The following is a 12736-nucleotide window of genomic DNA, read 5'->3' as shown; positions in this document are numbered from 1 at the left end:
AATGATTAAAGACTGAGCGGCTTGCCCTGGTAAAAGTCGAGCACTTTGCTGCGGAAGAAGAATTCGTATTTGGCCTGAATCATGTCCGACTCAGCAGCCGTGAGGTTGTTGCGGGCAATGTTGAAATCAGTACCGTTCAACAGCCCGTTGTTGAAGCGGATTTCGGCATTGCGGAAGGACAGCGTGAGGGCTTCCACCTGCCGGGCGCTGGCGGCGTAGCGGCGCTGGGCCGCCACGGCATCGGCGTAGCTCTGCTGAATAGTTTGGCGCAGCTGCAGGCGGGTTTGCTCGGCCCGCAGCTCCACCTGCTGAATGTTGACCTGGGCGCGCTGCACACCCACGCGGGTTTGCAACCCGTTCAGGATGGGCACGTTGAGGCTGAACTGCAGGAATTCGCCCCGGTTGTCGGCCAACTGGTCCAGAAACCGGTAAGGCAACGCCTCGAAAGAGGTCTGCGGCGAAAGCAACACGTAGGGCGAGGCCGAATACCCGCCCGGCACGGCCGGGTTGATTTGCAGCACCGGTACGGGAATTGGGTTGCCATTAACCCGCACCGACTGGTTGCGGACCGACGAAAAGCCGGTGGAAATGCCCCCGGCCAGCGTCAGGCGCGGGTAGTAGCCCCCCCGCACCACTTCGAGGTTGCGGCGGGCGCTTGCCACCCGCAGGTCGGCCGCCTTAATTTCGGGCTGCTGCTGCCGCGCAATTTCAAAAGTGGCCGTCGGGTCGGGCACGTCGGCCGTGGTCGAGAGCGTGCTGGGGTCGGGCAGGGTGGGCACCACCACCTCAAAGCGGCCGGCGGCAGCGGGGTCCAGGTTGAGCTGCTGCACCAGGGCCAGCTGCGCCAGGGCCAGCTGGTTCTGGGCCGTGACGAGGGTGCGCTCCTCGCCGGCCAGCTGGGCGCGGCTGTCGAGCACGTTGCCCTCGGCCACTGCTCCGGCTTTCAGCAGCTTTTCGCTGCGCGAAACCTGGGCCTGCACCGTCGCCATCCGGGCTTCGGAAGCCCGAATAAGCTCCTGGGCCAGCAGTAGCTGGAGAAACGACGAGGCCACGTTCAGCGACAAATCGTTGCGGGCTTTGTCAATATCCACCCGTGAGGCCTGGGCATCAAGTTGGCCCACTTTGATGGTGTTGCGCAGCTGAAAGCCCGAAAAGAGCGTGACCTGCCCCGAGGCCGAGAAGTTGTTCGACCGCACGTTCAGCTGCTGAAACTGGTTGGTGAACGGGTCCCGGTTGGTGCCAAAGTTGAAGCCCTGCGTGCCGTTCAGGCCCAGCGTGGGCAGCAGCGCGGCGCGGTTGAGGCGCAGGGTGGCTTCCTGCTGCTGGGCCGTTAGCTCCGATTGCCGCACGCCTAGGTTGTGGGTGAGGGCATAGTCGATGGCGGCCCGCAAGGTCCAGGGACCGGTGGGCGCCGGGGCCGGGACCGCACCGCCCAGCACCGCCGGGGCCGGGTTCTGGGCCTGCGCCAGCGGTGCTGCCAGCAGGTTGGCGCCCAGTAAGCCCAGCAAAGCCAGCGGCCGGGCCGGGCGCGGTATTCGTATTGTCACTCGTTTCATCAGGCAGAGAAATGATGCTTCAAATGGTAGGGGAATCGACGGGCGGCGGCATTCATTACACCGCCCGTCCGCTAATCCAGGGTGGGAATGTAGGTAATGCGCTGTACCCAACTCAATTGGCGCAGGTAGGCCAGCGTTACTTCTTTGATGGGGCTGTCCATTTCGATAAACTGCCGGGCCGCGTCGTTGCGGCCCTTGCGGCTCACAAACATGGTGGCAATGTTGCATTGGTCGTGGGCAATGACGGAGGCAATGAAGGCGATGGAGCCGGGCACGTCGTTGGCATCAATAATGAGGGTGTGCAGCGACCCCGAGAAGTCCGATGGAAACCCGTCCACTTCCACAATGCGGATAACGCCCCCGCCCCGGCTCTGGCCAATGACTTCGACGCGGTGACCGCTCGCGCCATCTAGCAAATTCAGCTTGATGGTGTTGGGATGCATGGTGGAGGCGTTGGCCACGCTCTGAAACGTGTAGCGCAGGCCCGCTTCGGCGGCGTGGTCAAAAGCCGTGCGAATGCGGATATCGTCGGCGGAGTAGCCCAGCAGGCCGGCCACAATGGCGCGGTCGGACCCGTGGCCCTCGTAGGTGCGGGCAAACGAGTTGTAGAACGTGACCACGGCCTCGGTGGGCACCGCGCCCAGAATACGAATGGCGGCCCGGGCTATGCGCACCACGCCGGCCGTGTGCGACGAGCTGGGCCCAATCATAACGGGCCCAATCATATCAAAAATGCTGGATTTTTCGGCCATGGGCTCGCGCCGTACAGGTGGTTAGGGAAGCTAAAAGTAGCGGATGCGCACCAGACCGACCGGCAGCTCCGCCCATTTGGCTAGGGCAAAGAACGTAATAGGCCGACGGTGGTGGGGCAACTACCCGAAGTTTTTGGCCCAAAGATGCCGCCGAACCGCTTTGATTACGAATTGCCTGGCCCGCCGCGCAAAAACCGCGTCTGCAAAGTCAGTATTCTGCCGATATTTGTCGCGGGCCCACCCAGGCTTCTTATCCTCCCACTCACCACTATTCTACATGTCCTCCCCTCCCACCCAGGACGAGTTTTCACCGGCCGTACTGGCGCAATTACGCCTGTTACAGGAAAAATACGCGCCCGATGGTCAGGATTTGGCCGCCTATCTCGAAGGGCTCTACCACGCCAAATACGTTAACTACTGGGACTACATCGAGCTCGACACCCTGCTCTCGCTCCAGCGCCCGCTGACCAACCTGCCCGACGAGCGGATTTTTATCATGTACCATCAGATTTCCGAGCTGTATTTCAAGCTCTGTCTCTGCGAGTACGAGCAAATCGGAGATTTGGCCCAGCCCACGCTCGGCGAAGTAGTGCTCCGCATTGGCCGCATCAACCGCTATTTCGACAACCTCATCGACTCGTTTGATGTGATGGTCGACGGCATGGACAAGCAGCAGTTTCTGGACTTCCGCATGGCCCTGATGCCGGCGTCGGGCTTTCAATCGGTGCAGTACCGCATGATTGAGATTGCCAGCACCAGCCTCAGTAACCTCACCGACGAAGCCAAGCGCCAGGCCCTGGGCGAAGCCGCCGCCCACGACCACGACCAGCTGCTGGGCTGCATCTATTGGAAAGCCGGGGCAACCATCGAGGCCAGCGGGGCCAAGGCCCTTACCCTAATCGAGTTCGAGCGCAAGTACACCGCCGACCTCGTGCGCCACGCCCAGGCATTTCAAAACCGCAACCTGTGGGCCGTGGTGCAGCGCCTGCCCGCAGACGAGCAGCAGCACCCCCGCCTGCTGCGCGCCATGCGCCAGCTCGACGTGAGCGTGAACGTGAACTGGCCCCTGATGCACTTCAAATCGGCGGTGCGCTACCTGCAGCGCAACCCCACCGATGTGGCCGCCACCGGCGGTACCAACTGGCGCGAATACCTGCCGCCCAAGTTCCAGCGCCGCATTTTTTACCCCGAGCTCTGGTCTGCCCAGGAACTGGAAGACTGGGGCAAAAGCTGGGTGGATGAAGTACTGGAGCAAAGCGTGGGGGTGTAGCCTTGGTCAGCACCAAAAGCGGCCGTATCTCGGGCAAATCCTTGAACTCTTACGATGAAAAGTTATCTGTTGGCGGTGTTGTTGGCATTAACCATCTTTTCGGGTGGAGTGGCTTCGGCTCAAAGCATCCCGCTGCATTTGAGTAACCTCATGCCCCAATATGGTGGGGTAAAAAAGACTGCTCAACTATTATTCTACGACCAACAATTTTTGACAGACTGCGACAGTAAGTTCCCGGACCGAAAAGAGGCTGCAGCGTATTTTCAAGCCAAAGGCTGGCAGTTTCTTCAGTCCGGCGACCCCAATACGGCCATGAAGCGATTTAATCAAGCCTGGCTGCTGGATAGCACCAACGCAGGGGCCTATTGGGGGTTCGGTGCCGTTACCGGGCAGCGCCAGCAACACGATGAATCCCTGAAATACTTGCTGCTGTCGCAACGGTATGATTCAACTAATAAGCGCCTGTTGGTGGATATAGCTTTAAGCCGACTTAATCGTTACAGCGGGAACAAACAGGTTACCGAGGTTGACCAAGCAATAAAGGAACTTCACCTGTTTTTGGTTGATTCTATGAATACGAAGCAGCACGTTTCGGCCTACGCCAACGCGTATTCACATTTGGCAGGCGCGTATACAATCAAGCAGGACTATGCCATGGCGTGGAAATACGTGGACTTGGCAAACCAATCAGTTCCTCGAACTGTGCGAGATGAGCTTTGGTACAAACAACTAAAAAGACAGTCGCCGCGCAAATAGTTACGAGAACCTACTCCACCATCTTCCCCTTCTCCGCCCGCGTTTCGCCCATGCGCCAATACACCAGCAGCGAAAGAAAAGCGCAGCCCGTTACGTACCAGTAAAACCATTCTTCAACGCCCTGATTTTTGGCGTAGAGGGCTACGTATTCGGCCGTGCCCCCAAAAATAGCCACAGTCAGAGCAAATGGCAGCCCCACACCCAGGGCCCTGATTTCGGTAGGGAACAGCTCCGCCTTAACCACGGCGCTGATGGAGGTATACCCGCTAACCACAAATAGCGCAGCAATGAGCAGGCCCGCGGCCACCCAGGCATCATGCGTGTCCGCCAGCAAGCGCAACAGCGGCACCGTGCCCAGCGTGGCCCCGATGCCAAACATGAGCAGCACCGGCCGGCGGCCAACCTTATCGGAAATGGTCCCGAGCAAAGGCTGAAACAACAGGGCCACGGCCATCACGCCAAAGGAAATCAGCGTCGCCTGCTCCTTGCTGAAGCCCGAGGTATTCACCAGAAATTTCTGGGCATAAGTGGTGAACGTGTAAAAGGCCAGCGTGCCGCCCAGCGTGAGGCCCACCACGGTCAGCACCGCTTTGGGGTGTTGCATCAGGGCCCGCATCTGGTTGGGGGAAGGCACATGTCCTTCGGCTTCAGCCCCGGCGGTAGCCAGGCTCTGCCGATGCTGCTCGAAGGCGGCGGTTTCGCCCATGTGGGTGCGTAGGTAGAGGGCTCCCATGGCCGCCAAGGCCCCAATCACGAAGGGCACCCGCCAGCCCCAGTCGCCAAGTTGGGTGGGCGTGAGCATCTGCTGCAAGCCCAACTGGACCAACAGCGCCAGCAACTGGCCGCCCATCAGGGTGAGGTATTGAAAGCTGGACCAGAAGCCCCGGTGCCGCATACCCGCCATCTCACTCAAGTAAGTGGCCGAGGTACCGTACTCGCCGCCCACGCTGATACCCTGCACCAGCCGCGCCAGCAGCAGCAAAGCAGGAGCCGCCACCCCAATGCGCGCATAGCCGGGCGTGGCGGCAATCAGCAGCGAGCCCCCCGCCATGAGTTGCACCGACAGCAGCAGGGCGGCACGGCGGCCATGTCGGTCGGCATACGCCCCCAGCAGCCACGCCCCCAAGGGCCGCATTAAAAAACCAACCGCGAAAATGGCCGCGGTGTTGAGGAGCTTGGCCGTAGTATCGCCACTCGGAAAAAAGACCGGGGCGAAGTAGAGCGCAAAGGCTGAGTAAGCATACCAGTCATACCATTCCACCAGGTTGCCAATTGAGCCACTGACGATGGAACGCAAGCGTGAAACAGACGAGGCAGTTGTAAGAGTTGTCATGCCGCAAATTAACGGCCTTGCTGAATCGGAGTTCAGTTCTGCTCCAGCAAACAGAAAGCAGCAATGCGCGAAGCATGTGGGCCGCTTGTACCTTTGTAACTGGCTGACATGCCGATGTAACCCAAAAGGATAAATACCTTTCTTATACACAAATGTTAAAACAAGAAATTGAAACCCTCCTCTCTCCTGAAATAGCTTTTGATGAGCTGGCCTGCTACGAAGCATTGCTTTTGCAGGCCGGCATGAGACCTGGTGAAGCTGATTTTGTTCACTTAGTTCGCCGTTCTATCGACGCGCGGGGCCGGCAGCCCATGGTGCGCCTGCGGGCTGATATCTACCGGACCGCTCCCCCTACGGAGTTGTTTGGACCTTGGTTTGTTTATCCAAATGTGAAACAATCTAAACGTACGGTTCTGGTTGTTGGAGCTGGACCCGCCGGCTTGTTCGCGGCCCTTCGCTGCATCGAACTAGGCCTGAAACCCATTGTGCTGGAGCGGGGCCGCGATGTGCGAGCCCGACGGCGCGACCTCGCGGCCATCAATAAAGAGCAGCTCGTAAATCCCGATTCCAACTATTGCTTTGGCGAAGGCGGAGCCGGCACTTATTCCGACGGCAAGCTGTATACCCGCGCCACCAAGCGCGGCGACGTGGGCCGGGTGCTGCGCCGGCTGGTGCAGCACGGGGCCACACCCGATATTCTCGTGGATGCCCACCCCCACATCGGCACCAATAAACTCCCGGCGGTAGTGCAAGCCCTACGCGAGGCCATTGTGGAGGCGGGCGGCGAAGTCCGGTTCGATACCAAGGTTACGGACCTGCTGCTGGAGAACAACCACCTGCGCGGCATAGTGACAGCGACCGGTGAGGCCGTGGAGGCCGATGCCACCATCCTGGCTACCGGTCATTCGGCCCGCGACATTTACGAGCTGCTGCACCACCGGGGAGTGCTCATCGAGGCTAAGCCGTTTGCGTTGGGCGTACGCGTAGAACACCCCCAGGCCCTGATTGACCAAGCCCAGTACCGCCGCGCCGACCGCGGCTTACTGCCGGCCGCGTCTTATTCGTTGGTGCACCAGACTGAAGTGGGCGGGCAGCAGCGCGGCGTTTTCTCGTTCTGCATGTGCCCGGGCGGATTCATCGTGCCGGCTGCTACGGCCCCCGGCGAAGTAGTGGTGAATGGCATGAGCCCCAGCCGACGCGACTCGCGCTTTGCCAACTCCGGCATCGTGGCCGCCGTGGAGCTCGCCGATTTGGACGTGGCCCGCTATGGCGCGCTGGCGGGCCTGCATTTTCAGCAGGAAATTGAGCAGCGCGCCTGCCAGGCGGCGGGCGGCACGCAACGAGCCCCGGCCCAGCTGCTCGGCGATTTTTTGAAGCGCAAAACTTCTGCCGACCTACTCGAAACCTCTTACCAGCCGGGCTTGGTATCGGTGGCCATGGACGACGTGCTGGGCCCAGCCCTGGCCGAACGCCTGCGCCAGGGTTTCCAGGATTTTGGCCGAAAAATTCCCGGCTATGCTACCAACGCCGCCCAGATTGTGGGCGTAGAAAGCCGGACTTCTTCGCCGGTACGCATTCCGCGCGACAAAGACACGCTGCAGCATCCGGTGGTGACCGGCCTGTTCCCATGCGGCGAAGGCGCGGGCTACGCGGGCGGCATCGTGTCGGCGGCCATGGACGGAGAGCGTTGCGCCGAAGCCGCGATGGCATTGATGAAACGTTAGACCCCTGTGCCGGGGTTAACTCTTCGCCGGCCACTAATTCCATAAACTGGCGGCGGGCTGCTGCAATTTTGGCCCGCCCTTCACTACACGTTAATTATTTCGATGAAAAAGACCCTCGTTCTCGGTGCTTCCGACAATCCGGCCCGTTATTCGTTTCGCGCCATGCACATGCTCAAAAACCACGGCCATGAGGTGGTGCCCGTTGGCATTCGCAAGGGCGAAGTAGCCGGCATGGCCATTCACACCGACCGGCCTCAGGAAAAGGACATCGACACCGTAACCTTATATGTAGGCCCGCAAAACCAGCCCGGCTGGTACGACTACATTCTGGGCCTGCAGCCCAGGCGCATTCTGTTCAACCCCGGCACCGAAAACCCCGAGCTAGCACGCCTGGCCCAGGCGCGCGGGATTCAAACCGAAGAGGCCTGTACGTTGGTACTGCTTTCGATTGGGCAGTATTAGGCAAGCTTAATTGCGGACAATGCAATTTACTGCGCCTTGACTTTCCCCTGAATATCGGAGGCCGATTGAGTGCTGCCAACTATGCCCGACGCAGGCAACAGGTAAGCTTCAAAGCGCGGTTCGATGGTTTGCAAGACGCGAGCCGACAGATGGAAGCAGGTCGTAAGAAAAATCACGTAACTCACCCCGACGATGATTAGCCTTGCCCGGCTGGCCGTGGCCCAGCCGGGCAAGGCTCCGAACGCTACCAGCGCCAGCAGCAGTAGGTGCAATGGCAGTAAAAACCGCACTTCCATGCCCATGGGCAGCACCGCCAGACAGGACAATAGCAGGGCGGCCAGCATCAGGGCCTGACGCCGAGTGGGCCACCCGCCGCCGATTACCACCAGGGCGGCCCAAAACCACAGGCTGTAGTTTAAGGCAGCCAGCCATGGTGCCGGGGCCCAACGGCGTAAGTATGGCGTAGGATGGCTGATGTCAAGCCCGCTGAACAGGTGCCAGGCATAAGTCCGCGCCAATACACCTGGGTAGTGGGCTACCGTGCGCAGATATTGACTGGCCGATTCAAACTGGTCTACCTGCTCAGCCTGGAGCACGGCCCGGCCCCGCTCATCTAAGAATAATATCTGCCCGGTCGGCAATTCTCTTCCCACAGATGTTTCGTATTTCCGGTACAGCAAACCCCATTTCAGCTGCTTCAAGTACAAGTTATGGATGAGGGGCTCCTTTGACCGCGACAAAACCAGTGGCGTATTTACTCCGAAGTGGCGGCGATTAATGAGCCATTGCGGCGTGAGTACTAGCCCTGTACCAAGCGCCAACACTGCCAAACGGCGCAGCCACTCGCTACGGGTGTGCCCCAGCAGGGCCAGCGCCAGCACCGGGGGCACTGCCACCAAGTAAATCGGCCGGATATTGAGCGCCAGCGCTAACGCCATCCCCGCTAGCGCTACGCCACTGACCCTACGCTGCTGGACCTGCCACAAAGCCACAGCCAGGGCCAGCAGCGCCGGAAAGTCGGACAGTGAGAAATTGAAGTAATCGCGCCAGAATATAAAGACCAGACCTGCCCACACCAGCCGCCTAGCAATAGCTGGTGGTTGCCCTGCCCCAGTAGCCGCCTGCCACACCCGGGGGCCCACCAAGCCAAACAGCAACCCGGCCATTGCCGCGTTAAGCACTTTCACAACAACTACGGCCGGCAGGTGAAGCGCCTTGCGCACCGCCAAACTGACGAAATTCAGCAACGGATAAGCATAGCCTCGCAACGAGTCATCGTAAGCCAACAGATTGAAATGCCCATCCTGGTAGAAGCGGTGGCCTAATTTCCAGTACAGCTCAGCATCGTAATACAGATTCTGATATTGCGAGGCGAATAGGTAGAGCGTGTACCCTGCCGCTATGCCAACGACCAACGCGGCTTCGTGCCACCGCCCGCGCCACTTGCGAATTACACCGGCCAGCAACATGGAAAGGCGAGGAATGAATCTGAACAAAACGCTACGCTGGTTTTTAGCAGTAATCAGGACTTCAAAGGTACTGTTGCTCCCATTCCCACCGCGACGCAAACGGCCTCGCCCGCTACTACTTCAGCAGCGGCAGCATGAACCCGAATCCTGGATTCGGCCAGCTCGATTTCGATTTCGTAGTAACGACCGAAAAAGCGAACCGCCAGCACGGTGCCGGGCACGCCCCCGCCGCCTGCCGGCACCAGCACAAATTGCTCGGGCCGCACCAGCAGCGAGGTTGTCCGTTTGCTACGCGCGGTAGTGAGGGCGCGCTGGTCGGCCCCGCGCAGCAGGTTATAATCGCCAAATAGCGCGGCGGTGTATTCATCCACGGGCCGGTGATAAATTTCAGCGGGTGGCCCCTGCTGCACAATTCGGCCCTGCCGAAGCACCAGAATTTCATCGGCCCAGGGCAGGGTATCGGCGGCATCGTGCGAAACCAACAGGCAGGTAATACCAAGGCGGGAGCCGAGCTCCTCGATGATATCCTGCATCAGGCGCTTGTGGCTCCGGTCAAGGTTGGAGAAGGGCTCATCAAGCAGCAGCAAATCGGGCTGGCCCAGCAGCAGACGGGCCAGGGCCACGCGCTGCTGCTCCCCACCGGAAAGCTGGTCGGTGCGCCGGTCGGCGAGGTGGTCGATGCGGCACAGCTCGTACAAGGCCTGGGCGTCGGCGGGCGCAATCTTGTTGGCATAGCGCAGTACCTGTTCCACGCGCAGCGAGTGCGGCAGGTCGGATTTCTGCGAGAGGTAAGCCACGCCGGGATGCCCGGGCACCAGCGTTTCGGCCGGGCCGCGCACCCGGCTGCCATGCACGCGCACCTCCCCCGCGCTGGGCTGAATCAAACCGGCTATTACCTGAAGCAGGGTGCTTTTGCCCGTGCCTGACTCGCCGGCCAACGCCAGTTTTTGATGCGCCTGCTGCTCAAAGCTGATGCCCGATAGCACCGAAACACCATTTTCTTCCAGCTCAATGCCGGCTACTGTGAGCAACTTCATTTGTAATGATAAAACACCTCAGCCGCCGGCACTTGCATTAAAGCTGTAATGCGGCCCCGCAACCGGCTTATTGGGACTGCAAGCTACACCCGGAGCAGGGCACTGCCTGGCTGAGCAACTTACGGCGGCCCACCAAAAGCATTTCCAGAAACGGCCGTTTCGCCTATCTTTGGCCATCCCAACGGTGATGGATTTCCACCGCGAACCGCCGCCGCCCTGCGCTGCGCGCTGATGATTCCTACGGAACGGACGGCCAGGGTGGTCGTTCCGCAGAGTTCATCATGCCGTTCGCTACCGTGGCCATTCCCCCCGCTTTCTCCCGTTTATTTCCCGCCCGGTTGCGTGGTTCTGCCACCGCTTCGGCCCTGTTATTTCTACTGCGTTGGCTCGCTATCAGCAGCCTGATTGGCGGCTTGGCGGGCACAGCATCGGCGGGCTTTTTGATGTCGTTGGATTGGGCAACGAGCTGGCGTGAAGACCATCCCTGGGCGCTGGCATTGCTGCCCGTGGCGGGCTTGCTCATTGGCCTGGCCTACCACTACCTGGGTGCCCGGGCCGGACGCGGCAACAACTTGCTGCTGGATGAGATTCATCAACCCAGCCGCTGGATTCCGTTGCGGCTGGTGCCGCTGGTATTGGGCGGCACGCTCGCTACGCACCTGTTCGGCGGCTCGGCGGGGCGCGAGGGCACGGCCGTGCAAATGAGCGGGGCCCTGGCCGACCAGCTCACGCGCTGGCTGGACCTGCGCCCCCGCGACCGCCGCCTGCTGCTGATTGCGGGCATAAGTGCCGGCTTTGCGTCGGTGTTCGGCACGCCGCTGGCCGGGGCCGTTTTTGGGCTGGAAGTATTCCTGCTGGGTTCTATTCGGTATGATGCTATACTTCCCAGCTTCCTGGCGGCCGTGATAGCCGACCTGGTGACGCGGGCCTGGAACGTGGGCCACACCCACTACCCCACCCTGGATGCCTTGCCGCTCACGCCGCTGCTATTGGGCTGCACCATACTGGCGGGGGCGCTATTTGGGCTCACTGCTCGCGGCTTCACGGCGCTCACCCACGCCGTAGCCACTGTTTTTGGTCGCATTGGCTACGCGCCGCTACGGCCTTTGGTGGGCGGGGCGCTGGTAGCGGGGGCCATGTGGGCACTGGGCACCGGCCGCTTTAGCGGACTGGGCATCCCAGTGATTGTAGAGGCATTTCAGCACCCATTGGCTCCCACCGATTTTGCCTGGAAGCTGGCCCTTACAGCGCTCACGTTGGGCTGTGGATTTAAGGGGGGCGAGGTTACGCCACTGTTTTTTATCGGGGCGGCGCTGGGCAGCGCGCTGGCGCTGGTGCTGCCGCTGCCGGTGGCCCTGCTGGCAGCCATGGGTTTTGTGGGCGTGTTTGCGGGTGCGGCTAATACCCCGCTGGCCTGCCTGCTTATGGGGCTCGAGCTGTTTGGAACCAACGGAGGCATATATCTGGCACTGGTCTGCGTAGTGGCGTATTTATTCTCGGGCCATACGGGAATTTATTCTTCCCAAGTGGTGGGCCAGGCCAAGCACCCGCGCTTGGCTCGCCAGCAGGGCCGGCAGCTGGGTGCACTGGACCAATAAGCGAACTGTACTCATTATGAAGTGGAATGCGTCGCTACACCTCCTGCCTGATTTTTCGCAAACCATTTCGCAATGAGTATAAACAACACTTCGTTTTCGCAAGCCTGGTCCCGACCTGGGTGACCGTACTAATCGAAAAAGTGTTTTCTCTTTGCCAGGCAACCATTCCTACTCTTTGCGCATCAGCAGCGCTGACTCCACCTTTCTTTCTGCACTTTGCCCACTCTTACCGTGACTGAAACCGACCTCATCGCCGCCTGCGTACGGGGCGAGCACCGGGCCCAACGCCAGCTCTACGACCAACTGGCCGGGCTCATGCTCACCGTGTGCCGCCGCTACCTAAAGCGCCGCGAAGATGCGGAGGAAGCCCTGCTCCTGGGCTTCGCCAAGATGTTCCGAGCCCTGCCCAACTACCGCTTCGAAGGCAGCTTTGAGGGCTGGGTGCGGCGCATTATGGTGAACGAAGCGCTGATGCAGCTGCGCCAACGCGAAACCCTTACGGTTTCGTTTGAAGATTTTGCCCAACCCGAAAACCTGGCCACTACCGCCGCTACTGCCGATACCCAGCTGCAAGCCGAAGACCTGCTGGCCCTGCTCTCTACCCTGCCCGCCGGCTACCGCACGGTATTCAACCTCTACGCCCTGGAAGGCTACGGCCACCAGGAAATTGCCGAGCTGCTGGGCATCAGCGAAGGCACCAGCAAATCGCAGCTCAGCAAGGCCCGCGCCATGCTGCAGCGCCGGGTTCAATTCGCGGCCATCTCGACCAACTAGCCCGT

11 protein-coding genes and 1 riboswitch are annotated in these 12736 nt (G+C 60.5%); of the genes, 6 read left to right on the top strand and 5 right to left on the bottom strand.

Annotated features, from left to right (window positions below; translation table 11 throughout):
• Positions 1-5 precede the first annotated feature (5 nt).
• Positions 6-1556, bottom strand: a complete 1551-nt coding sequence (locus tag IEW17_RS02795; RefSeq protein WP_188560491.1) for a TolC family protein — start codon at positions 1554-1556, stop codon at positions 6-8.
• Positions 1557-1627: 71 nt separating this feature from the next.
• Positions 1628-2308 carry an L-serine ammonia-lyase, iron-sulfur-dependent subunit beta gene (gene sdaAB / locus IEW17_RS02790; protein ID WP_188560490.1) on the bottom strand — a complete coding sequence of 227 codons (681 nt, stop codon included), beginning with the start codon at positions 2306-2308 and terminating at the stop codon, positions 1628-1630.
• A gap of 277 nt (positions 2309-2585) precedes the next feature.
• On the opposite strand from sdaAB, the gene IEW17_RS02785 reads away from it, so the two are divergent.
• Both IEW17_RS02785 and IEW17_RS02780 read left to right on the top strand, forming a co-directional pair.
• Complete coding sequence (locus IEW17_RS02785; protein WP_188560489.1) at positions 2586-3578, top strand: tryptophan 2,3-dioxygenase family protein; 993 nt, start codon at positions 2586-2588, stop codon at positions 3576-3578.
• A gap of 54 nt (positions 3579-3632) precedes the next feature.
• A complete protein-coding gene (locus IEW17_RS02780; RefSeq protein ID WP_188560488.1) occupies positions 3633-4334 on the top strand; it encodes a tetratricopeptide repeat protein in 702 nt (233 codons plus the stop codon).
• Between the two features lie 10 nt (positions 4335-4344).
• On the opposite strand, the gene IEW17_RS02775 is transcribed toward IEW17_RS02780, so the two are convergent.
• A complete protein-coding gene (locus tag IEW17_RS02775) occupies positions 4345-5631 on the bottom strand; it encodes an MFS transporter (RefSeq protein WP_229748773.1) in 1287 nt (428 codons plus the stop codon).
• A 188-nt stretch (positions 5632-5819) separates the two neighbouring features.
• On the opposite strand from IEW17_RS02775, the gene IEW17_RS02770 reads away from it, so the two are divergent.
• Together IEW17_RS02770 and IEW17_RS02765 are read left to right on the top strand one after the other, a co-directional pair.
• Entirely contained in the window at positions 5820-7391 is a 1572-nt protein-coding gene (locus IEW17_RS02770; RefSeq protein ID WP_188560486.1) for an NAD(P)/FAD-dependent oxidoreductase, read from the top strand.
• 102 nt (positions 7392-7493) lie between these two features.
• On the top strand, positions 7494-7853 hold the full coding sequence (locus IEW17_RS02765) for a CoA-binding protein (RefSeq protein WP_188560485.1): 360 nt from the start codon (positions 7494-7496) through the stop codon (positions 7851-7853).
• Between the two features lie 26 nt (positions 7854-7879).
• Here IEW17_RS02765 and IEW17_RS02760 read toward each other — a convergent pair whose 3' ends face one another.
• Positions 7880-9322, bottom strand: coding sequence for a hypothetical protein (locus tag IEW17_RS02760; RefSeq protein WP_188560484.1), 1443 nt, complete (start codon positions 9320-9322; stop codon positions 7880-7882).
• A gap of 53 nt (positions 9323-9375) precedes the next feature.
• Positions 9376-10359 carry an ABC transporter ATP-binding protein gene (locus tag IEW17_RS02755; protein ID WP_188560483.1) on the bottom strand — a complete coding sequence of 328 codons (984 nt, stop codon included), beginning with the start codon at positions 10357-10359 and terminating at the stop codon, positions 9376-9378.
• Between the two features lie 174 nt (positions 10360-10533).
• A riboswitch (Fluoride riboswitch) is annotated at positions 10534-10607 on the top strand.
• A 33-nt stretch (positions 10608-10640) separates the two neighbouring features.
• Here IEW17_RS02755 and IEW17_RS02750 point away from each other — a divergent pair.
• Together IEW17_RS02750 and IEW17_RS02745 are read left to right on the top strand one after the other, a co-directional pair.
• On the top strand, positions 10641-11957 hold the full coding sequence (locus IEW17_RS02750; RefSeq protein WP_188560482.1) for a chloride channel protein: 1317 nt from the start codon (positions 10641-10643) through the stop codon (positions 11955-11957).
• 216 nt (positions 11958-12173) lie between these two features.
• A complete protein-coding gene (locus IEW17_RS02745) occupies positions 12174-12731 on the top strand; it encodes an RNA polymerase sigma factor (protein ID WP_229748772.1) in 558 nt (185 codons plus the stop codon).
• Positions 12732-12736 lie beyond the last annotated feature (5 nt).

The sequence above is a fragment of the Hymenobacter frigidus genome (genome assembly GCF_014640435.1).
GTDB classification, from domain to species: Bacteria; Bacteroidota; Bacteroidia; order Cytophagales; family Hymenobacteraceae; genus Hymenobacter; species Hymenobacter frigidus.
Note: the sequence above shows the minus strand (reverse complement) of the source record. Positions and strands in the feature narration are given on the sequence as shown.